Source organism: Halomonas sp. DP5N14-9 (assembly GCF_019802175.1).
GTDB lineage: Bacteria > Pseudomonadota > Gammaproteobacteria > Pseudomonadales > Halomonadaceae > Halomonas > Halomonas litopenaei.
The window spans coordinates 113,820-136,583 of sequence record NZ_JAHVHR010000029.1 but is presented as its reverse complement, the minus strand read 5'-3'; the positions used below and the strand labels follow the sequence as shown (position 1 = coordinate 136,583).

The following is a 22,764-nucleotide window of genomic DNA, read 5'->3' as shown; positions in this document are numbered from 1 at the left end:
TGAACCATCGTCCCACAGGACGCCCGCGATAAGCATCGCGGGCCAGGAGTTTCTGTACGCATGACATTTCACACGACCCGTAGACGACTTCTTGGCGCGGCCAGCAGTCTGGCCCTCCTTGGCTCGTTGATGGCCGGTGCCTATACATCCCAGGCCTCGCCACTCCCCCCCGGTGGCGCCATGCCATATGGCGGAACCAGCGCTGACGCAAGCGCCGCGCCTTCGCATCAACACCTGACTCGCCACTTCTGGGATGCCCTGGAACTCGAGCCGCAGGATGCCTGGACAAGTCTGCGGGCGGATTTCCAGTGGCAGGACCAGCCGGTCAATGCCCGCGTGCAGGAATGGATCGACTACTACCAGGACAGCCCCCATAACGTGGCGGAGATCACCGAGCGCGCCCGCCCCTGGCTCGCCTGGATCACCCAGCAGGTCGAATCACGTGGTCTGCCGGGCGAGATCGCGCTGATCCCCTTCGTCGAGAGCTCCTTCGATCCCAAGGCACGTAGCCACTTTGGCGCCGTCGGACTGTGGCAGATCATGCCGCGTACCGGTGACGCCCTCGGCCTCAAGCGCAATGGTGCCTGGGATGGCCGCAATGATGTCGTGGCCTCCACCCGCGCCGCCCTGGACTACATCGAGATGCAGGCGGATCAGTGGTACGAGGGCGACCTTCAGTTGTCACTTGCGGCATACAACGCCGGCGCCGGCACCGTCAACAATGCCCGCCGTGCGGCACAGGCTCGCGGACTCGCCGGCGACTACTGGGATCTCAACCTGCCCTCGGAGACCATGGCGTACGTGCCGAAGCTGATGGCCATCTCGCGGATCATCAATGATCCCGAGCGCTATGGCGTCAACCTTCCGGAGATCAGCGGCTCGGCGGCCTTTGCCAAGGTCTCGGTCACCGCACCGATCTCGTTGAACAAGGCAGCCGCTCTGGCCGGAGTGACCACCCACGAGCTGAGCGAACTGAACCCCGGACTCAAGTCGCGCAACGTCAACCCGCGTCACACCCGTCAGATTCTGGTGCCGGCAGAGAGCGCCGCCACCCTGCGCAATGCCTTGAGCAACCTGGGGCAGATCGAAGTGGCCAGCGCCTCCGACGAGACCCATGTCGTCGAGAGCGGAGACACCTTGAACCGCATCGCCATGCTTCATTCCATCTCGCCTCGGGACCTGGCACGCTGGAATGGCATCGACAACCCGCAGGCTCTTCAACCCGGTCAGCAACTGACACTTTCCGGTCGGTAAAGCGGGCGCCACGGTGGCGCCCCTCAGGACAAGGACTCCACCGCCATGCGACAGGTGGCAATTGGCGCCTGCCTGCTGGGCGCCCTGCTGGCGACCGCCAGCGAGGCCGCAGACGTTTCCAGCGTGCCCACCGTGCACGCCCTTCCGCTCTATGGTGAGCCGGCCCTGCCGGCTGACTTTCGCCACTTTCCCCATGCCAATCCTGATGCTCCGTCAGGCGGTGATTTGATTCGCGCCGCCCAGGGCAGCTTCGATTCGACCAATCCGTTTATTGTTCGTGGCACGCCAGCCTCTGGCCTTACACAGATCTACGACACCCTGCTCGAATCGAACCCGGGAGAGCCCTTCACCATGTATGGGCTCCTGGCCGAGGGTATCCGCCTGGACCCCGAACGGCGCTGGGTCGAGTTCGACCTGCGCCCCGAAGCGCGCTTCCATGACGGCGAACCCATGGACGCCCAGGACGTGGTATTCAGCTTCGAGACGCTGACCACCAAGGGGCAGCCCTTCTACCGCGCCTACTACAGCGATGTCGACAGCGTCACCGCCATCGACAGCGACACCGTGCACTTCGACCTCGGTGACAGCGAAAGCCGTGAACTGCCGCTGATCCTGGGCCAGATGCCGATCCTGCCCGAGCACTACTGGCGTGATCGCGACTTCGAGGCGGTGACCCGCGATTCGCTGCTCGGCTCCGGCCCCTATCGGATCGCCGAGGTCGATCCGGGCCGCCGCATCGTCTACGAGCGCGTCGACGACTACTGGGGTAGCGAGGTACCGGTCAACGTCGGCCGACACAATATCGGACGGCTGATCTACGACTACTATCGCGACCAGACGGTGGCACTGGAGGCCTTCAAGGCCGGCAATCTCGACTTCCGCCTCGAGAATTCCGCGAGCAACTGGGCCACGGCCTACGAATTCCCGGCGCGCGAGCAGGGCTTTGTCAGGCAGCTTCAGGTCCATGACGGCCAGCCCGCCGGCATGCAGGCCTACGTCATGAACCTGCGCAAGGCCAAGTTTCAGGATCGCCGCGTGCGCGAGGCGATCACTCTTGCCTTCGACTTCCCGTGGCTGAACAGAAACCTGTTCTACGACGCCTATGCGCGCACCGACAGCTACTTCGAGAATTCCGAGATGGAAGCCACCGGCTTGCCGTCCGAAGACGAGCTGGCAATGCTCAAGCCCTTCCGCGACCAGCTGCCGGAGAGCGTCTTCAGCGAGCCACTGCCGATGCAGCAGCCCCAGGAGATGCGTCCACGCCTGAGGAAGGCCCTGGAACTCCTGCGTGAGGCCGGCTACGAGGCCCGTGACGGGGTAATGATCGACCCCGAGAATGGCGAGCCACTGCACGTCGAGATCCTGCTTTACAGCACCCAGTTCGAGCGCATCGCCCAACCGCTGCTGCGAAGGCTGGCCCGACTGGGGGTGCAGGGCAATATCCGTACCGTCGACGTCAATCAGTACCTCAATCGTCTGCGCAGCTTCGACTTCGACATGGTGGTGGGCAGCTTTCCGCAGTCCTTGAGTCCCGGCAATGAACAGCGTGAGTTCTGGGGCAGCGAGTATGCCGAACGCCCCCAGAGCCGGAATCTGATCGGCCTTCAGGATCCCGTCATCGACGCTCTGGTCGATCGCCTGATCGCCGCCGACTCGCGCCAGGCACTGGACACCGCCGCCCAGGCGCTGGACAGAGTGCTGCGCTGGGGCTTCTACGTGGTCCCGCAGTTCCATCTGGCCGCCCACCGCATCGCGGTGTGGGACAAGTTTGCCTGGCAGGAGCCCTTCCCCGAGTACACGCTGGACCTGAGCGCCTGGTGGGTAGACCCTGAACGCGAGGCGGTCATCGAGGATCGTCAGCGTAGCCGTTGATTCAACGGCGGCCCAAGGGCGCTGTGCTGTGGTAAGAAGGTCAAAGATTCAGAGGGCAGGCGCACGTGTCCAGCCCGAACGGCAGGCCCGACCACGCCGGCGGCCCTGATACAGAAAATGTTTCTGGTGGTGCGAAGCGTCGTGCGAAACGACGCTTCGCCTTGGCAAACCCAATCCTCAAGGAAATGCCGTGGGTGCCTACGTACTGCGCCGTCTGCTGCTGATGATCCCCACCCTGCTGGGGATCATGCTGCTCAACTTCATCATCGTCCAGGCCGCGCCGGGCGGGCCCATCGACCAGTTGCTGGCACGTTTCGAGGGCTTTTCCAGCGAGGCCAGTACGCGCCTGCAGGGAGGTGGCGGCGAGACCATCGATAGCGGCGAGTCTCGCGGCAGCCGCGGGATCCCCGAGCAGTTCATCACCCAGCTTGAGCAGCAGTTCGGCTTCGACAAGCCGGCCCATGAACGCTTTATCGACATGATGGTGGACTACGCCACCTTCGACTTCGGCGAGAGCTTCTTTCGCGGCGAGGCGGTCACCACCCTGATGTTCGAGCGACTTCCGGTGTCGATCTCGCTAGGTCTGTGGACGACCCTGCTGGTGTATCTGGTGTCGATCCCGTTGGGGGTACGCAAGGCCTTGAGACACGGCTCCGCCTTCGATGTCTGGACCTCCGGCCTGGTCATCGTCGGCTACGCCATTCCCGGCTTCCTGTTCGCTATCCTGCTGATCGTGCTGTTCGCCGGCGGCAGCTACTTCGACGTCTTCCCGCTGCGAGGGCTGACGTCACCGGACTTTTCCGAGCTCAGCGCCTGGGGCAAGGTCAAGGACTACCTGTGGCATATCGTGCTGCCGGTCAGCGCCTCGGCCATCGGCAGCTTCGCCACCCTGACCATGCTCACCAAGAACAGCTTTCTCGACGAGATCCACCGCCAGTACGTGCTGACCGCCCGGGCCAAGGGTGCCAGCGACAGGCGGGTGCTCTATGGCCACGTCTTCCGCAACGCCATGCTGATCATCATTGCCGGGATGCCGTCGGCGCTGATCGGGATCTTCTTCACCGGCTCGCTGTTGATCGAGGTGATCTTCTCGCTCAACGGGCTGGGCCTGCTCGGTTTCGAGGCGGTCATGCAGCGTGACTATCCGGTGATCTTCGGCACCCTCTACCTCTACACCCTGATCGGCCTGATACTCAAACTGGTTTCCGACCTGACGTACGTCTGGGTGGATCCGCGCATCGACTTCGAGACACGGGAATCCTGATCGTGCCTAGCCTTTCTCCCATCACCCGCCGTCGTCTCGCCGTCTTTCGCCACCAGCGCCGTGCCTGGTGGTCACTGTGGGCCTTCGGCCTACTGTTCGTGCTCAGCCTGGGGGCCGAACTCATCGCCAATGACAAGCCGCTGCTGGTGCAGTATCAGCAGCAATGGTACTTCCCGATGCTGGTCGACTATCCGGATACCGTCTTCGACGGCTTTCTGCCGACCGCGGCGGACTATCACGATGACTTTACCCGCAACGCCATCGAGTCGGATGGCTGGATGCTGTGGGCGCCGATTCCGTTCTCTTACGACACCCTGGACGAGTATCTCGACCACCCTGCGCCGTCACCCCCGGATGGCCGCCACTGGCTGGGTACCGATGACCAGGGTCGTGACGTGCTGGCGCGGGTGATCTACGGCTTTCGCCTGTCGGTGATCTTTGCTCTGGTGCTGACCGCCGGGTCGCTGGTGCTGGGGGTGCTGGCCGGTGGGGTGCAGGGCTATTTCGGCGGCAAGGTCGACCTGATCGGCCAGCGCCTGACCGAGATATGGTCGGGGTTGCCGGTGCTGTTCCTGCTGATCATCCTGGCCAGCCTGGTGGAACCCAATCTGTGGTGGCTGCTCGGGATCATGCTGCTGTTTTCCTGGCTCGGACTGGTGGATATCGTGCGTGCCGAGTTTCTGCGTGCGCGCAATCTGGAGTACGTACGGGCGGCCAAGGCCATGGGGCTGCCGTCACATCTGATCATGTGGCGCCATGTGCTGCCCAACGCCATGGTGGCGACCCTGACCTTCATACCCTTCCTCTTCACCGGCGCCATCACCACCCTCACGGCGCTGGATTTTCTCGGTTTCGGGCTGCCGCCAGGTTCGCCTTCCCTGGGCGAGCTGGTGGCCCAGGGCAAGAACAACCTCCAGGCGCCATGGCTTGGGATTACCGCCTTCATGACCCTGGCGGTCATGCTGTCGCTGCTGGTGTTCATCGGCGAGGGGATCCGCGACGCCTTCGATCCGCGCCACGTCCAAAGCGCCAGCGGCAACACGACACCGCAAGGAAGCCCCGCGCATGAACAATGACACCCTGCTGTCGCTGGATCGGCTGTCGATCGGCTTCGGCGACACCACCGTGGTCAAGGAACTGTCGCTGGACGTCAGGCGCGGAGAGACCCTGGCGCTGGTGGGTGAGTCGGGGTCCGGCAAGTCGGTCACCGCGCTTGGCGCGCTCAACCTGCTGCCGCCCAACGCCACGATCAAAGGCGGTAGATGGCTCGGCGACACCGACCTGTCGCGGCTGACGCCGCGTAAATGGCAGGGGCTGCTCGGCAACCGCGTCGGTTTCGTGTTTCAGGAGCCGATGACCTCGCTCAATCCGCTGCACACCATCGGACGACAGCTGGCGGAGACCCTGCGCCTGCACCAGGGCCTGCGAGGCCGCGGGGCTCGCCACCGCTGCCGCGAACTGCTGGAACAGGTAAAACTGCCGCGAGCCGAGGAACTGCTCGATGCCTGGCCCCACCAGCTTTCCGGCGGGCAGCGTCAGCGGGTAATGATCGCCATGGCCATCGCCAACCAGCCTGAGCTGCTGGTGGCCGATGAACCCACCACCGCCCTGGACGTGACCGTACAGCAGGAGGTGCTCGCCCTGCTGGCCGAGCTGCGTGATCATCACGGCATGGGCATGCTGTTCATCACCCACGACCTGAATCTGGTGCGTCGACACGCCGACCGTGTGTGTGTCATGCGCCATGGCGAGCACCAGGAAACCGGGACCGTCGAGCGGGTCTTCCAATCCCCCCAGAGCGCCCACGCGCGGGAGTTGCTGGACGCCGAGCCGGAAGGTGTCCCGACCCCCTGTGGCGATGCCCCGACCCTGATCGAGGCCCGCCAGCTAAGCGTCACCTTCGAACGGCGCCGACGCCTGTTCCAGCGTTCCCAGCCTGGCTTCGAGGCGCTGGCTCCGCTGGACTTGCACATCGCCGCCGGCGAGACCCTGGGCGTGGTCGGCGAATCGGGATCCGGCAAGACCACCCTGGCCTCTGCTCTACTGCGCCTGAACCAGGCCAAGGGAGTCATCGACTTCGCCGGCGCCAGGCTGGATCAGCTATCGGGCAAGGCGCTGCGCCAGCAGCGCAGAAATCTGCAGATCGTGTTCCAGGATCCCTACGGCTCTCTCTCTCCGCGAATGCCGGTGGCGGATATCATCAGCGAGGGACTTCGCTATCATCAGCCTGAGCTTTCCGAGCAGGAAGTCAGCGCTCGGGTCCGTGCGACCTTGCGTGAGGTGGAGCTCCCGGAACACGTCGCCCAACGCTATCCCCACGAGTTCTCCGGCGGTCAGCGCCAACGCATCGCGGTGGCCCGAGCGATCATCCTCGAGCCGCGCCTGATCGTACTCGATGAACCGACCTCGGCACTGGACAGGACAGTGCAGAAACAACTGATCGCCCTGCTCAGGGACCTCCAGGCACGGCGCGGACTGAGCTATCTGTTCATCAGCCACGACCTGGCGGTGGTGCGCGCCATGGCCCACAGGGTGATGGTGCTGAAGGAAGGCCGTCTGATCGAACAGGGGGCCTGCATGGACGTACTTTCCCGGCCGGCCGATCCCTACACCAGGGCTCTGGTCAAGGCGGCGGGGCTTGAGCCCCAGAGATGAAGCAAGGCTGACAGGAGGTGTCCCGACAGGGGGGCGGTAGAAGGCATGGCATCTGAGCGCGGTTGCAGCCAAATGCGCTCCATGGCGGTTCATGCCGGGACTGGGGCCGTCCAGGCCTCAAACGTTTATTCTTTCGACTATGCCGTCGAATGTTGTTATTGCCACCTCGTTCTATACTGGCCGGGTTACCGTCCATAGGTCTCGCCATGTTCCGCTGCATCACGCTTCTTGTACTCGCCCTGCTCTGGCTGCCCGGCAGTCAGGTACTGGCTGGCGAGCTCGCGTTGAATGATGACTGGCAATATCGTTGGGGGGACTCGCCCCGCACTCCTGACGGAGAGCTTGAGTGGCTCACCGCCGCTGAAGGGGAATGGAAGTCCCTGGAGGGCATCGGCAATCCCCCGGGTCGTGACGGTCGCGACAGCCTCTGGCTGCGTCGGGAGTTGCCCGCCGGTGACTGGCTTCAGCCGGCGCTGTTCGTCTCAAGCCTCAACCTGGTCGCCGAAGCCTACGTCGATGGGCAACACGTCTATCGCCACGGTCAGCTCGAAGGACCGGACGCCGGGGCCTTCGCCGGCTGGACCTGGCACGCCATCGAGCTGCCCTCGCCCACCCAGGGCAAGACCCTGTACCTGCGCCTGAAGTCGTCCTACAAGGACATCGGGCTTTGGGGCAAGGTCGTGATCATGGAACAGTCACGGATACTGCCCTCGATTCTCGAGGCCACCAAGGGCGAACTAGTGATCGCGCTTGCCTGCCTGATCGTCGCAGCCCTGGCGCTCGTGTTGATCCTGACCCAGCCCGAACGCTGGCGGCTGGGTAGCCTCGGGCTCTTCTCGCTGGCGGTCGGACTCATGGTGCTGGCCGAGAGCGACGCCAGCCAACTGATCGTGTTCGCGCCCCTGGCATGGGACTATGTCGCCGCCATCGCCTATTTTTCGTTGCCGGTGGCCATGGCGCTGATCCTCGAGCACTGGTTTCCGCAGATCCCGCGACAGGGCATGCGACGTCTGTGGCTAGGCTTGCTGGCCTACGCCATCATCGCCCCGGCGCTGGCGATGCTGGACGTGGTATCGCTTCCTCCGACCTTTCCCTTGTTCGACCTGATACTGCTCGGGGCGCTGGCCTATATGGCACGCTGGCTGTTTCGCTATCGACGAGAGTTCGACAGCGACCAACGCCTGATCGTCGCGAGCTACGCCATCTTTGCTGCCATCGCCATCACCGACATGCTGGTGGCCCACGGCCTGGTGGGCTGGATCAGTGTACCGGTGCATCTTGGTGCCCTGGCCTTCATCGTCGCCATGATCGTCATCTCCACGCGCCACTATGCTCGCTCCCAACGCCAGTTGCAGCGACTCAACGATCACCTCGAGCAAGAGGTGGCCGAGCGTACCCGGCAACTGGAAAGCCTCGCAGAACAAGAGAGACAACGTGCCCTGGTGCTGGCCACCGAACACCACAAGACCCAGCGACTGGCCAGTCTGATCGACACGCTGCAGGCATGCACCAGCCTCGAGGAAGCGCTATGCCTGACCCAGCGGGCCATGCCGGAGATACTGGAACCGATGCAGGGCGCCTTCTACCGGCCTCAGGATCAGCCGGACAACATGACGCTGGAACTGTTCTGGCCCACCACCTATCGCCCCCCGGCTTGGCTGGACACCACCGCGATTCCGCCGCTTCGAACGCGCACGGAAGAAAGCCTGCCCGCCCTGGACGACCTGCTCACGATCTCCACCAGGAGGCCGCCCTCGGACCCTTCGGCACCTTCCCCTGCCGACAACCTGCCTCACTGGGTCTTTCCGTTGGACTTGACCGGCCCGGATCGCCAGCACCGCCGACTGGGCGTGATCTGCGTCGTGCCCGACGGGCCACTGGTCAAGCGCCCGCAGTACTGGGATCGCACCCGCAGCTTCATCGAACTCGGCGTCAGCCGCCTGGCCCTGGTATTGTCGAGCATCGCCCTGCAGGAAGAACTATCGGCGCTATCCTATCGCGATGATCTGACCGGACTGCACAATCGTCGCTACTTCGATGAGCTTTTTGCCCACGAGACGGCTATTTCGTTGCGCAAGAAGAGCCCCTTGGCGGTGGTCATCCTGGACATCGACCACTTCAAGAAATTCAATGACCGCTATGGTCATGCGGCGGGTGACACGGTGCTTGAAGGGGTTGGCAGAATGCTGGCCAACAGCTTTCGTGACATCGACGTGGTCTGTCGCTTTGGTGGAGAGGAGTTCGTCGTGCTGCTGCCCGGCGCCGAGGCCGACGACGCTCACCATCGCATGCAGCGCATGTGCCACGCCCTGGCCAGCGCGAGCTTCCGCCACGAGGGCCAGAGCCTGGGTACGGTATCGGTATCCTGCGGCATCGCCAGCTTCCCGGCCACCAGCGACGATCCGAGCTGCCTGCTGGCGATGGCAGACAGCGCCCTATATCGGGCCAAGCACGCAGGGCGGGCTCGCATCGCACTCGCCACGCCTCACGAGAAAGACTAGCCGGCCGGGCAAGCCGCGAAGCGCTCTCGCTACAGCGCCCGCTGCTGCGATCCAAACCAGCGCTCTCACACCAGCGCCCGGCCCCGCGCTGTTAAAACAGCTCGCGTTCCTCGGCTGTCAATTCGCGCCATTGGCCGGGTTCGAGAGACGCATCCAGGGTCAAGGGTCCGATCGTGTGGCGATGCAGCGTTTCGACATGGTTGCCGATGGCGGCGAACATGCGACGGACTTGATGATAACGCCCTTCGACGATGGCGAGTTCGACCTCCCTCGGCCCGTGACAGGTCAGGGTAGCGGGACGCGTCGGGGTCTCCTCGCCCTCCAGCATGATGCCCTTGGCAAAACGTGCGACGGCCTCGTCAGGGTTGTCCAGGTCCCGTGCCAGCAGGGCCTGGTATATCTTGGCGCTGCGATGGCGAGGCGAGGTGATGCGGTGGGACCACTGGCCATCGTCGCTCAACAACAGCAAGCCAGTGGTGTCGACGTCCAGCCGCCCTACCGGCTGCAGACGCTCGGCCTTTGGCAGATCGATCAGGTCAACCGCCCGCGGGTAGAGTCCCCGTCTGGCCGTGCACTCCACCCCGACGGGCTTGTGCAGCATGATGTAACGAAGTCCAACCAGCTCAAGAAGTCGTCCCTCCCAGCGCACCTCGTCATCACTCGCCACATGTCGCGCAGCCTTCTTTTCAAGCTCGCCGTTGACCGTTACCTCCCCGCGCACCAGGGCCCGCTTGGCCAGGCTACGCGTCAGGTCGGTGGTCTCGCTGAGAAAGCGGTCCAGACGCATCAGTTGGCCTCGTCATCGGCGAGTTGAAAGGCATCGGCATCCTGCCATGCCGGGAACTTCTCCCGGAATGCCGCCAATTCGTCGCGGTCGAGCACACCGGTCTTGACAAAGGGCTCATCACGCGCCTCGTCGATCAGCGCCTCACCCTTGGCATCGATCAACATGGAGTCACCCGAGTAGGCGAGGCCCTTGGCGTCCTCACCGACGCGGTTGACACCGATCACCGGGGCCAGGTTCTCGATGGCACGCGCCTGCAGCAGCGTGCGCCAGGGATGGCGCCTAGGCGCCGGCCAGTTGGCAACACATAGAAGGGCGTCATATTCGAAGTGGGTCGATGGGTTCTGGCGTTGACGCAGCCATACCGGAAAGCGCAGGTCGTAGCAGACGCTCAGCAGGATGCGGAAGCCATTGAGCTCGACGATCACGCGCTCACGCCCCATGTCGTAGCGTTCATGCTCGCCTGCCATGCGGAAGAGATGGCGCTTGTCATACCAGCTGATGTCGCCGTCCGGTCGCGCCCAGACCAGGCGGTTGAAGTACTCGCCCTGCTCCTCGATGGCAACGCTGCCGGTGACCACGCAGCCTCGTTGGCGAGCCTGATCCACAAGCCATGCCACCACGCTGCTGTCCGCCATGGGCTGGGCCATCTCGCGTGAGTTCATGGTGAACCCGGTGGCGAACATTTCCGGCAGCACGATCAGATCGGTATCGTTGGCGCCCAGGTCCGCCAGGCTGTCCTCCAGCATCCGGCAGTTGGACTCGGGATCTTCCCAGTGAAGGTTGCACTGGACAAGCGTCGTACGCAGCTGTGTCATGGTAATCTCATCAATTGACGTCGTCCCCCTAGCCTAAACGACACAGCGCCTTGTCGCAGCAGGTGGCAACGGTCGAATGCCCCAGGCCCCGGAAAACCCCACCGTCATCCGGCCTGACGCGACGATCGGCTCAACCTTCGCTACCAACATCGATACCATCATCGATACCAACGTCGACACCAACTTCGGCACCAACTCTGAACGGGAATTCGCGGCATGAAAGGACTCTCCACACCCTCGGCCCAGGGCGTCGCCTTTGCGCTGCTGGCTTATGGCACCTGGGGTGGATTCCCCCTTTTCTTCGCATTGTTCGACGGCGTAGGTGCACTCGAGATACTCGCCCATCGTGTCATCTGGTCGTGCCTGTTTCTGGCACTGGTCATCAGTCTGCTCAAGCGCTGGTCGGTCATCGCCAATATTCGCCAGGCACCTCGACAACTGCTGCCGGCGCTCGCCTGCGCTCTGCTCATCGGCGCCAACTGGGGCCTTTATATCTACTCGGTAGAGACTCACCGGGTGCTGCAGGCGAGCCTGGGCTATTTCATGACACCGCTGGTCAACGTGGCGCTGGGCGTGGTGGTGCTCAAGGAACGCGTCGCGCCGACGCAGCGCCTGGCCATTGGCCTTGCCCTCGGTGCCATCGTGCTGCAGCTATTCCAGTTGGGCACCTTGCCCTGGCTGAGCCTGTGCCTGGCGGTGTCCTTCGGCACTTACGGACTGCTGCGCAAGCAGCTTGCGCTGGACGGGCTGTCGGGCCTGTTCATCGAAACGCTGCTGCTCCTTCCACTGGCGCTGCTGCTGATACAACAGCTGCCGGTCAGCCACTTCGATGGGGCGCTATTCTTCACCGCCCCCTACAGCGCCGCGCTGCTGATGGCCTCCGGGGTGCTGACGGCCCTGCCGCTGCTGGCCTTTGCCGGCGCTGCGCGCCGGCTGACCCTCGGTACTCTGGGATTTCTGATGTACATCAATCCGACGCTGCAGTTTCTGATTGCGTTGTGGGTGTTCAACGAGCCCCTGGCGGTCGAGCAGCTTACTACCTTCGTGCTGATCTGGATCGCGCTGGCGCTCTACTCCTGGTCGAGCCTGCGTCAGCAGCGCCGAGTGCCCACCTGACGCAGTACCGTCGTCGGCATCGGGCCCGCTGGCTTCTCGCCATAGACCGCGACCAGATCCTCCAACTCCATCGGTGGCGCGAAGAAGTAGCCCTGCCCTTCCTGGACCCCCAGGGTGATCAGCCAACTTGCGTCCTCGACGGTCTCGACGCCTTCCGCCACCACCGTCAGTTCCATGCGATGGCAGAGTCCCACCAGCGCCGCATAAGCCTGACGCGCCTGATCGAAACGCCGCGCGGCGTGAAGTAATGAATAATCCAGCTTGATCGCCGCCAGGGGCAGGCGCTGAAGCAGGTTGAAGGCCGTGTAGCCGCTACCGAAGTCGTCCAGGGCGACGCCAATACCGCGTTCGTGGAGCCGCCTCATCTGTCGCTGAACCCGCTCGACGTCATCGACATGCTCGTGCTCCACCAGTTCGAGTGCCAGGCAGCGTGGAGGCAGCCGACGTCGCGCCAGTTCAGTCACCATGAAATCGGGGAAGTCATCGGCCACGAGCGTCGAAAGGTGGACATTGACCGAGACGGTACCGAGCCAGGCCGCGCCTCGCAGTTCCATCAGCCAGTCGAGGGTGCGGCCGATCACCCAACGGTCGAAACGCTCCGCCAGGCCGAGCATCAGAATGACCGGAAGAAACTCCGGTGGCGGAATATTGCCAGCGTCGGGATGACACCAGCGGATCAACACCTCGGCACCGACCAGGGTTCTGCTCGAGGGCGACATCTTGGGTTGGGCCACCAGACGCCATTGATTGCCGGGATTCTCGATCAGCAGACTGACCTGCCGACACAGCCAACGCAGCTGAGTCTCGTGATAGGGACCCGCCGCGGTTACCCTGAGCACCGGACGTACCCAACCTTCGCTTTCCAGCCGCTGCACCCCCTCTTCCAGCGAAGCCAGACAGTTGCTCAGGTCCGTGGAATGTCCGGGCACCACCACCACACTGGCATGCCAGCGCAGGACCCGTGCGCTGTCGCGCTGCTGAAACTGCCCCACCAGGGCCAGGTAGCTATCGAGCTGGGATTCCACGTCGGGTCCGTGGGCCTGGGCAGGGACCATGCCGATCAGCTGCTCTTCGCCCCCCAGATAAAGCCGCCAGCCCTTGGGGAGGTGCGCCTTGAAGACATCGATACTGATCCGTAGAAGACCCTCCAGACTGCCGCTGCCAAAGCGCCTGCGATAGCTCCTGAGTTCGGGGGACACCAGCACAAACAGCCACTCCACCTCCTCGCATCGACTGCCTCGATAGTCGCTTACCAACGCCAGCCTGGTAGGCAGACCAAAGCGCTGATCGACCATCAACTTGCGACGAAGACGTCGCGACCTGTTGCGCGCCACCAGCAAGGCCCCCACGCCCAGCAGCGAGCCAACCGCCACCACCGACACTCCGTACAACGCCTGACGATACTCCCGCGCGACCTGCTCCAGCCGCCCGCGAACGCCGATCCACTGGAACGGGAGGTTGTCATGGCCCTCGAACAGACGGTACCAGCGAGCATCGATCAGGTGACGCTGGGCCATCACCGAGGAACTGGCCGGTACCAGGTCAAAGGCTGGCGTCAGCGCCAGTTCCACGGCGGCGTGGGCAAGGAAGTCGACATCGAGAATCGCCCCGCCGGCACAGCCTATCGCCATCTGGAATTCGAAATGGCAGAACACCGGATAGCCCTGGGCGGCCAGCGCTTCCAGTCGATGGGCGGTGCTTCCTGCCCCTTCGGACCAACCGGAGTCCTGCCCCCCTTGCATGTACAGTCGAGTTCCCGGGGGACTTCGCGACAATCGCTCGATCACCTCTTCCGGGGTCCAGCCAGTGACCACATCGACCAGGGTCACATCGGCGACACTGCCGATCACCTCCACCATGTCATCGACGACATTGAAGGCGTGTTCGGAGTCTTCGGCCAGCAGCATCAAAGGCACCGGTGAGCCAAAGGTTTCCACCAGCATATTGAGCGACTGCGCCATGACCGGGTAGGACTTGAGCAGTTTCACTCCAAGCGCCTGGGCCTGCTCCCTGAAGCGGTCATCATTGAGTCCGAGTGCCACCACCTTGCGCGGCCAGGGGAGCTCGTCACGATACTCCAGATAGAAGGCCATGGCGGGGTCATCGGCAATGATCAGACTGCCGCTTTCATTCAAGGTGCTGGCGGTCAATCGCTGGAGCAGGGCCTCATGGGCCAGCGGCCGAGCCAGGCGCAGCGCATCGACAAACTCCACCAGCAGTTGTCGGTCTGCGCTGGCTTCGTGACGAAAACGCGCCTCGACACTGCTGACCACATCGTCATTCCAGCAGTACCCCTGGTGGTAAGAGGTCAACAGTGTCAGTGAAGCACCCTGCGACTCGTCCAGTTCATCACCCGATAGCATCGCAGAAGCGACCATGGCCAGCAGGCCAAGGGTGGTCGGCACAAGTCTCCTGAGTCTCACCAGTAGCAGTGACCTCAACCACGGGAGAGGACACGGCCCGAGCAGGATGTGCATGAGTAAGGCTCCCACGGGAGCGTCTGCTGGCGACGTTCGATCAAGTGCTGTCTCGCCCCGTAGATGAAGCCTAGAAGTCGCCGATGCTCCGCTCGCGCTCCCTTTGGAGGTAGCGATGGACTGAAGATAGGGTTAGGTCCAGCGCGCACCGACTTTGACCTCGCGCATGTCAGCCGGGATGATCGCTACTCGCTTTCAGGATGACGGCCGCCCATGTCCTCGACCACCGCGCGATCCCGCCCTACCGCTATCGGCAGCAAGCCACGGCTGCTGCTGATCGGGGCAGGCCACGCCCATCTGCATCTGCTGCACCAGAGCTCCTTGCTGTCGCGCTTCGATGTCACCCTGGTCGATCCCGGCGCCTTCTGGTACTCGGGCCTGGCCAGCGGCGTGCTGGCCGGCGACCATTCACCTGCGACCGACAGGATCGATCCTGCGACGCTCTGTCTTGGGCGAGGGGTTGCACTGGTCAGGGCGCGTCTTTGTGGGCTGAACACCGACGTGCGCCAGGCGCTGCTGTCCAACGGGACCTCTCTGGCGTTTGATCGACTGGGGCTGAATCTGGGCTCTGCTCCTGTGTTGCGGTCGAGCGATGATGAAGCCAGCGGCGATAGCGCAGCCTCGCTACCAGGCGACAAGCAGACACACTGGCAGATCAAGCCCATCCCCCATCTGGTGCGGCTGCGGCGCAGCCTCGAGCGTCGGTTTCAGCGCCGACAGTCGGTGAGCGTCGAGATTCTCGGTGCCGGCGCCAGCGGGGTCGAGATCGCCTGCGCCATCGAAGCACTCGGCCGCCGCCACCAGATCGCCGCTGGTGCTCTGACCATTCGCCTGCGACATCGCGGCTCGGGCCCCTTGCCAGAAGCGCCCGCGCGAGCCCGACGCTACCTGGTGGCAGCCCTGGAGCGTCGCGGAATCCTTGTCGTCGACAGCCACCATGACCGACATCTGCCGGCGTCTGACATCGTCGACGCCACTGGGCTGGGTCCTCCGCGAGGACTCGAGAAGTTCGGCCTGCCGACGATCGATGGTCGCGGCATCGCCATCGACCCGTCGCTGAAGGTCCAGGGGACCGACGGCGTCTTTGCCAGCGGGGACTGTGCTGCACTGATCGACCATCCCTTGCCACGGCTGGGTGTCCACGGGGTTCGTCAGGGTCCCGTACTGGCCCGGAACCTGATCGCATCGCTGGACCCGCAGACGTCACTGACCTCTTACCGTCCGCCTGCGCGGGCCTTGTCCATCGTCAATCTCGGCCACGGCGAAGCCCTGGCGCTCTACGGGAACGCCTGGTGGGGCGGACGCCTGGCCAGCCGCCTGAAACGTCATCTGGACCTGAGTTTCATGCAGCGTACCAGGAGCCTGCGCTGACAAGACTCTACTCGCTCACCGCTTTCGGCTAGGCTAGAGGTTTCTCGGCAAGCGCCTGCGCCAGGCCCCCCAATACCCTGACTAGGACGTCGGTATTTCCATGATCAAGCGTTACCTCCCGATTCTTGCCTGGTTGCCACACTATACGCCGCGTCTGCTGGGGGGCGATCTGCTGGCGGGTATCATCGTCACCGTCATGGTGATCCCCCAATCGCTGGCCTACGCCATTCTGGCGGGTCTGCCTGCCGTGGTCGGACTCTATGCCAGTCTGCTACCGGCGGTGGTCTACGCCATGCTGGGCACCAGCCGGTCGCTGGCGGTGGGCCCGGTGGCGATCATCGCTCTGATGACTGGCGCCGCTCTGACCAAGGTGGCCACTCCCGGTAGCGCCGCGTACGTCGAGGCGGCGCTGGTGCTGGCACTGCTGTCGGGACTGATGCTGACCGCCATGGGCATGCTGCGCCTGGGCTTTTTCGCCAACTTTCTCAGCCACCCGGTCATCGGTGGCTTTCTCTCGGCCTCGGGACTGCTGATCGCCATCAGTCAGCTATCTCACCTGCTGGGCATCGAGGCCGGTGGCTATACCGCCCTGGCACTGATCTACAGCCAGCTATCCCACCTCGACCAGACCAACCTGATGACCCTGGCGATGGGCGCCTCGACCCTGCTTTTCCTGTGGGCGACCCGCCGCTATGGGCAACACGCTCTGACGGCACTGGGCCTGCCCAGGGGGCCTGCCAGCATGCTGGTACGCGCAGGTCCCGTGGCGGCGGTGGTCATCACCACGCTGATCAGCTGGCGATGGGATCTTGCCTCCAGGGGGGTTGCGACCGTGGGGCAGATCCCCGCCGGCCTGCCAGCCTTCGGTCTACCGACATTCGAGCTGGGCCTGTGGCACGCGCTGCTGGTGCCGGCGCTGTTGATCAGTGTGGTGGGCTTTGTCGAGTCCATCTCGATGGCCCAGATGCTGGCCGCAAAGCGCCGCGAGCGCGTCTCCCCCAATCAGGAGTTGATCGGACTCGGCGGCGCCAACCTGGCCGCTGCTGTCACCGCCGGCATGCCGGTCACCGGCGGACTGTCGCGCACCGTGATCAATCAGCAGTCTGGTGCACGCACCCCCATGGCCGGTCTGTTTGCCGCCATCGGTATCGGTGTGGTGACACTGGCGCTCACTCCCCTGCTGGAACATCTTCCGATCGCCACCCTCGCCGCCACCATCACCGTGGCCATACTGACGCTGGTGGATATCCCGCTGATTCGCCAGACCTGGCGCTACTCCCGCAGCGACTTCTCGGCCCTGGCGGTGACCATGCTGCTGACGCTGGTGGAGGGCGTCGAAGCCGGCATCATCGCCGGGGTAGGTCTCTCGATTGCGCTTTTCCTGTACCGTACCAGTCGCCCCCACAGCGCCATCGTCGGTCGCATCCCTGGCAGTGAGCACTTCCGCTCGATCACCCGGCATCAGGTCGAGACCGTCAGCCATCTCGCCCTATTCCGGGTCGACGAAAGCCTCTATTTCGCCAACGCCCGCTATCTCGAAGACACCCTCTATACACTGGTGGCCCAGCGCCCCGAGCTGAGCGACGTGGTACTTATCTGCTCTGCAGTGAATCTGATCGACGCCTCGGCGCTGGAAAGCCTGGACGCGATCAATGCCCGTCTGAAGGACTCTCGCGTCACCCTACACCTGGCCGAGGTCAAGGGGCCGGTGATGGACCGGCTGAAGCATTCCGACTTTCTCGATGAATTGACCGGCCGCGTGTTCCTGAGTACCTATGCCGCCTGGACGGAGCTTCGACGCACCCGGGACTGATCCACCAGACTCGCCTCGCCGGACGATGCCCGGTAGCTGCCCGGTAGCTGCCCGGTAGCTGCCCGACAACCACCAGGCGAGGCCGGAGCCGCGTCGCTCTTGCGGGTCGAAGGGCCCGCCTCGTGCCATCGTTGCCGCAGATAGGAAAGCCACACCTGCTGCCATCGACACATCTGGGTGCCGACCGATGCCTTAGGAGAATATCGACATTGTCGGCATTGCGGTAAGATGGCCCGGTGATACATGGACGGGCCACGAGATGGAAGACTCACCCAAGCAGAACCTCGCCATCAGCGCTTACCGCTGGCTCAAGCAGGACATCATTCGTGGCGTCTTCGCCCCGGGCGAAAAGCTGTTGATGGCAAGGCTGAAAGAACGCTACGACCTGGGCGTGGGGCCGCTGCGCGAAGCCCTGTCCCAGCTGGTTGCCGACCGTCTGGTGGTTGCCATCAGTCAACGCGGTTATCGGGTAGCCCCCATGTCGCTGGCGGAGCTCGAGGATCTGTACGATGCCCGCGCCCAGCTCGAGGGGCTGATGCTGGAGTTGGCCATCCAACGCGGTGACGATCGCTGGGAAGCCGATATCATCGCTACCGCGCACACCCTGGCCAAGGTCGAAAGCGTCAGCTCTTCCGAGGAGCTGCTCGATATCTGGGACAGTCGCCACAAGGCCTACCACAGTGCCATCGTGGCCGGTTGCAACTCGCCTCATCTGATGCAGGTGCGCGACACCCTGTTCGACCAGGTCGAGCGCTACCGTCACCTGTGGCTTCGCGAGACGGTGTTTTCCAGCGAGGCCCTGGCGGTCAAGCGTGACGAACATGCGGCACTGACCGAGGCGGTATTGAGTCGGGACGCCGGCAAGGCCCGGCGCATGATGCGTGACCATCTGATGACGCCGGTACCGATCATCACCGAAGTGATGGCCCGGCGCGGCCTGGATTGAGTCACCATGACGGCGCTTACGCTTGAGCAAGGCAGTTGGCCTGCGCTCACCTGCGCTCAAAGAAGGGCCACACTCCCGCCTCGGCGCGCAGTGAGCTACTCCCCAAGGGAGAGCGACAGCGCCAGACGGATAGCTGCACACTTGGAAGTGCACCGGGCCTGGTCCTGAACCTCGATGGGCGCGGCACCGTCTGGACAGGGCCCGGGATTGTCACCGGACTGTCACCCGTAACACCTAGACTTTTCATAAATCTGATAGCCGTACGCGTTGCCACCGGAGGAATACCATGCCCCATCTACTCAGATTCTCGCGGGACCTGGAGGCACGCCTGGATTTCCTGGCCGAAAAGACCGGCCTGTCGAAGGCTGCACTGATCGAACGTCTGGTCAGCGAAGGCGCCGAGGTCCTCGAAGCCGAGCTGGCCCACGAGGGCGCCGGCAGCCAGCGTGCGGAGCGCTCCATCGATCAACTTCTGCGCGAAAGCGGGCTCGGCGCCTGACGACTCGTCGCCTCCTCCCTCCATCATCGAAAGGTGAACAGCGCGCGGGGAGGCTCAACAGCGAGAGCGCGTCGAACGTCTGGCTAGCGCTGCGCCTGGTGCAGACCTTCTCGCAGCGCTTCTGACTCCCCCCCGGCCGGCTGCTCGGACATCGCTCTTGCCAGCGCCGCTCTGGGGTCGCGAGGATAGTAGCGTTCCGGCTGACGCGCCACGTGGGGAAAGAACCGCGTGTCCTTGTAGGGCATCTTCATGAAGCCGGAGATACCCAGTCCCTCGATCAGCTTCACCGCATCGACGATGTCCTCGAGACAGTCATGGAATTCCTGCTCCCTTGAAGGGTCGAGCAGCCGATAGTGGTGGTGAATCTTGAGATGCGACGGCAGCACCTCGAAGATGATCATGCCGGTGTGGTGGATATCATTGAGCGCCTGCAGCGAGGTGATGATCGCCTCCGGCAGGACCAGCAACTCCTCAGGGTCGGGTCCGTCCTCGAAATAGCTGTGCAGACGAGAACGATCCTCCAGTTCCGGTACCGCGCTGACCTCATAGGACAGTTTCAGCGACGGATCGACCACGAAGGGGTGATCCGGACTGGTCCGTTCCAGGTGCAAGGTATCGCGGGCATTGAACAGGCAGCTCTTGAAGATGCCCCGCCGATGGATCGCCCGCGCCAGGGTCACCATGTTGTTGACCGCCGCCACGAAGGCTCGCTTGAGCCCTGCGTCGTGCAGATTCAATGACGAGTCGATATAGACGCCATCGGCCTCCCAGCGCACCGCCAATCCTCCGACCACCGGGTACTTGCCCAGCCGGCTGACGGCGGCTAGAAAGGCCTTTTCGGTCTCCCCCATGCCCTGCATGAAGTTGCGATAGTAGCGGTCCAGCTGAACATCGTTGACGTCATTGAGCGTCTCCTCCACGCCCTCTTCCCTCAGAAATGCCTTGCGCGAGCTGTACACCACGGTATCGATCTCGCGACTCAGCGCACGGCTCCACACCGGCACCTGCGCCACTTCCTGGGGCCGCGGCAGATCGAGCATCACCAACCGTCCCAGGCGCGGCATTTCGGTAATGAAGTGGTCGCCGGCCCTCAACCGCACCGCGGGGTCGGGATCGAGCATCCCGTCCAGGGTCCTGGCAAACTCCATCGGCAGACCCAGCGAGGTGGCGGGAATGGCGCGATGTCCAAAACGGCAGGACTGCGCCGAGGCCAGCGCGTAGAGGGTCCCGGCGACACCCTGCTCGTCGAAGCGCGGTGATGACAGCGCGCCCCCAAGCTGGTCCTCGCCGATGAAATAGACGTCCCCGAGCCTGGCGTTGGTCTGCTGCAGATTGTCGGACATCAGCTCCATCACGTTGGCGGTGACGAACTGCAGCCGTGCGTCGAGCTGTGCAAATACCGACGACCCCCAGTCGATCAGCGCCACCGTTTCGTCGCGGGCGTCAAAGACCAGATTCGACGGTTTGATGTCGCCATGGACCACCGGCTTTCTCGGGGCGCCGGCGGGGGTGGTTTCACGCCTGAGCTCACGCAGGATATCGGCCAGTTGGGTGGCGATACGCACCACCAGCCGCGGTGACAGCCGACCCTGACGCAGCGATACCTCTTCCAGATTGAGCCCCGGGGCCCGCTCCATCACCAGAATCGCCTGGTGGCGCACCCGCTGATAGGCGACCAGCGCCGGCACACGGGGATGCACCACCTGCTCGAGCATGAAGGCCTCTTCCTCGAGGCGATCCTGCAGGTGCTGCGGCAACGTGACCCGGCTGAACTTGAAGACGTGATGGCGCTGGTCGGGACTGACCCCGGCAAATACGAAACCGTAGGCGCCCTTGCCGACCAGTTCGATGCGCCGATAGCCCAGCTGCTCTAGCTGGGTACGACACAGCGCTACCCACTCCTTGAGCTTGCGCGCGTCGTCCTGGCTGAGCAGGTAGATCGACTGATCTTCCGGGATGTAGAACTGCTGCAACGGGGCCTGGGGCATGGCGGTATCCTCCACCGATACACGATGCCACGGCGGCTCCTCGGGCGCACGCCGTCACAACCGTTCAGGACAGGTGAAGCAGCATGCTTTCAGGGTCCTCGAGGTAGCCTTTCCAGGCATTGCAGAAACGCGCGATGGTGCCGCCATCCAGCAAGCGATGATCACCGGCCCAGGTCACCGTCATGATGCCCCGCCGCACGACCTGCCCTGCCTCATCGAAGCGTGGCAACCACTGGGTCTTGCCGATGGCCACGATCGCCGACTCGGGGATATTGATGATGGGGGCGGCATAGGTCCCGCCGAGGGCACCGATGTTGGAGATACTGATCGTACCTCCCTTGAGGTCGCTGGCAGCCACCCGCCCCTCGCGCGCGGCCTCGGTCAGACGCTGCACCTCGGCGGCGATCTCAAGCAGGCTCAGGCGCTCACAGCCCTTGATATTGGGCACCATCAGGCCGGCCTTGCCGTCCACCGCCATGCCCACGTTGCAGTGGGGCGGATAGTGGATTTCGGTGGCCTCGTCATTGAGACGCGCATTGACCAGGGGATGTTCATCGATCGCCAACGCCAGCGCCTTGATGAAAAACGGCATCAGGGTGAGCTTGACGTCCCTGGCTGCGGCCTGGGGCTTGAGCCGGCCGCGCAAGGCCAGCAGGTCGGTGACGTCGATCTCTTCACCGTACTGGAAGTGCGGCACGCTGCTGGCCGCCGCCACCATCTGGCGCGCCATGGCCGCCCGGACCCCGCGCAGCGGTTCCACTCGCACCTCTCCCTCGTCGCGGGCTGTTCCATCGGTGCCGGCGAGAGAGCCCGTCCCTGCTGACTCGGCCCCGGAATCGGACCCGGAATCGGCCGCGGAGACGGCACCGCTGTGTCGAGCGCCATCGAGAAAGCTCAGCACGTCTTCCTTCAACACGCGGCCCTGGCGACCGCTGCCGGGAATGTCCTCGAGTCGCAGCTGGTGTTCTCGGATCAGTCTGCGTACCGCCGGGCTCGCCGGGATGCGCCCGTAGGGGCCCTTGCCCCCCTCGGACGCAGCCGTGTGCGCGGGAGAGTCACTCTTCCGGGTCGGGGTCGGGGGCGACGCCTCCTCGACCGCCGGCGCTTCACCAGCGGCGGCACCCGCCACCTGATAGGCAAACAGCGGCGCATGGACCTTGGCCATCTCGCCCTTGGCCACATACAGCTCGGCGACGACCCCATCCTCCGGCGCAGTGATCTCGACCATGGCCTTGTCGGTCATGACATCGACCAGTCGCTGGTCTTCGCTGATCTCGTCACCCTGGGCCACGTGCCATTCGACGATCTCGCACTCGACGATGCCCTCACCGATATCGGGCAGAATAAAGTCTACCCGTCGCCCCGCACCGCCCTTTTCGCTGGAGCTCGACGGCGGTTCTACTGGC

At 63.9% G+C, this 22,764-nt stretch carries 17 protein-coding genes; 12 read left to right on the top strand and 5 right to left on the bottom strand.

Features of this window, described 5'->3' with window-relative positions:
- Window positions 1-60: 60 nt before the first annotated feature.
- The 6 genes from KUW00_RS15415 to KUW00_RS15390 all read left to right on the top strand — a co-directional run bounded on the left by KUW00_RS15415 (window position 61) and on the right by KUW00_RS15390 (window position 9,546).
- Complete coding sequence (locus KUW00_RS15415) at window positions 61-1,254, top strand: transglycosylase SLT domain-containing protein (protein WP_045993723.1); 1,194 nt, start codon at window positions 61-63, stop codon at window positions 1,252-1,254.
- Between the two features lie 45 nt (window positions 1,255-1,299).
- Complete coding sequence (locus KUW00_RS15410; RefSeq protein WP_045993724.1) at window positions 1,300-3,126, top strand: extracellular solute-binding protein; 1,827 nt, start codon at window positions 1,300-1,302, stop codon at window positions 3,124-3,126.
- A 190-nt stretch (window positions 3,127-3,316) separates the two neighbouring features.
- Window positions 3,317-4,390 (top strand): microcin C ABC transporter permease YejB, encoded by a 1,074-nt coding sequence (locus tag KUW00_RS15405; protein ID WP_083970510.1) that lies wholly within the window; start codon window positions 3,317-3,319, stop codon window positions 4,388-4,390.
- A gap of 2 nt (window positions 4,391-4,392) precedes the next feature.
- Entirely contained in the window at window positions 4,393-5,466 is a 1,074-nt protein-coding gene (locus tag KUW00_RS15400) for an ABC transporter permease (protein ID WP_231498690.1), read from the top strand.
- Complete coding sequence (locus KUW00_RS15395) at window positions 5,456-7,045, top strand: ABC transporter ATP-binding protein (protein WP_222569497.1); 1,590 nt, start codon at window positions 5,456-5,458, stop codon at window positions 7,043-7,045. Before KUW00_RS15400 ends, KUW00_RS15395 begins: the two co-directional genes overlap by 11 nt.
- A 206-nt stretch (window positions 7,046-7,251) precedes the next feature.
- Window positions 7,252-9,546 (top strand): GGDEF domain-containing protein, encoded by a 2,295-nt coding sequence (locus KUW00_RS15390; protein WP_222569496.1) that lies wholly within the window; start codon window positions 7,252-7,254, stop codon window positions 9,544-9,546.
- Between the two features lie 91 nt (window positions 9,547-9,637).
- Here the strand turns inward: KUW00_RS15390 and KUW00_RS15385 are convergent, their stop codons facing one another.
- Window positions 9,638-10,333 carry a pseudouridine synthase gene (locus tag KUW00_RS15385; protein WP_222569495.1) on the bottom strand — a complete coding sequence of 232 codons (696 nt, stop codon included), beginning with the start codon at window positions 10,331-10,333 and terminating at the stop codon, window positions 9,638-9,640.
- Window positions 10,333-11,148: an amidohydrolase gene (locus KUW00_RS15380; RefSeq protein ID WP_108133382.1), complete on the bottom strand. Its 816-nt coding sequence runs from the start codon at window positions 11,146-11,148 to the stop codon at window positions 10,333-10,335. The genes KUW00_RS15385 and KUW00_RS15380 overlap by 1 nt, the downstream gene beginning before the upstream one ends.
- Before the next feature lie 76 nt (window positions 11,149-11,224).
- On the opposite strand from KUW00_RS15380, the gene KUW00_RS15375 reads away from it, so the two are divergent.
- Window positions 11,225-11,368, top strand: coding sequence for a hypothetical protein (locus KUW00_RS15375; protein WP_222569494.1), 144 nt, complete (start codon window positions 11,225-11,227; stop codon window positions 11,366-11,368).
- Window positions 11,365-12,264, top strand: a complete 900-nt coding sequence (gene rarD, locus KUW00_RS15370; protein WP_045993729.1) for an EamA family transporter RarD — start codon at window positions 11,365-11,367, stop codon at window positions 12,262-12,264. The genes KUW00_RS15375 and rarD overlap by 4 nt, the downstream gene beginning before the upstream one ends.
- Here the strand turns inward: rarD and KUW00_RS22570 are convergent.
- Window positions 12,240-14,669, bottom strand: coding sequence for an EAL domain-containing protein (locus tag KUW00_RS22570; protein WP_222569493.1), 2,430 nt, complete (start codon window positions 14,667-14,669; stop codon window positions 12,240-12,242). The two genes, rarD and KUW00_RS22570, sit on opposite strands and share 25 nt — an antisense overlap.
- Before the next feature lie 285 nt (window positions 14,670-14,954).
- On the opposite strand from KUW00_RS22570, the gene KUW00_RS15360 reads away from it, so the two are divergent.
- The 4 genes from KUW00_RS15360 (at window position 14,955) to KUW00_RS15345 (ending at window position 19,370) form a co-directional block, all read left to right on the top strand.
- The gene (locus KUW00_RS15360) at window positions 14,955-16,112 is read left to right on the top strand and encodes an NAD(P)/FAD-dependent oxidoreductase (RefSeq protein ID WP_222569492.1); all 1,158 of its coding nucleotides are present in this window, start codon (window positions 14,955-14,957) and stop codon (window positions 16,110-16,112) included.
- Between the two features lie 100 nt (window positions 16,113-16,212).
- Complete coding sequence (locus KUW00_RS15355; protein WP_045993732.1) at window positions 16,213-17,925, top strand: SulP family inorganic anion transporter; 1,713 nt, start codon at window positions 16,213-16,215, stop codon at window positions 17,923-17,925.
- A gap of 259 nt (window positions 17,926-18,184) precedes the next feature.
- Window positions 18,185-18,871, top strand: a complete 687-nt coding sequence (gene csiR / locus KUW00_RS15350; protein WP_108449393.1) for a DNA-binding transcriptional regulator CsiR — start codon at window positions 18,185-18,187, stop codon at window positions 18,869-18,871.
- Between the two features lie 286 nt (window positions 18,872-19,157).
- Window positions 19,158-19,370 carry a ribbon-helix-helix protein, CopG family gene (locus tag KUW00_RS15345; RefSeq protein ID WP_045993734.1) on the top strand — a complete coding sequence of 71 codons (213 nt, stop codon included), beginning with the start codon at window positions 19,158-19,160 and terminating at the stop codon, window positions 19,368-19,370.
- Between the two features lie 83 nt (window positions 19,371-19,453).
- Here the strand turns inward: KUW00_RS15345 and KUW00_RS15340 are convergent, their stop codons facing one another.
- Both KUW00_RS15340 and KUW00_RS15335 read right to left on the bottom strand, forming a co-directional pair.
- The gene (locus KUW00_RS15340; protein WP_108133378.1) at window positions 19,454-21,358 is read right to left on the bottom strand and encodes a protein kinase domain-containing protein; all 1,905 of its coding nucleotides are present in this window, start codon (window positions 21,356-21,358) and stop codon (window positions 19,454-19,456) included.
- Between the two features lie 64 nt (window positions 21,359-21,422).
- Window positions 21,423-22,703 carry a 2-oxo acid dehydrogenase subunit E2 gene (locus KUW00_RS15335; protein WP_409996298.1) on the bottom strand — a complete coding sequence of 427 codons (1,281 nt, stop codon included), beginning with the start codon at window positions 22,701-22,703 and terminating at the stop codon, window positions 21,423-21,425.
- Window positions 22,704-22,764 lie beyond the last annotated feature (61 nt).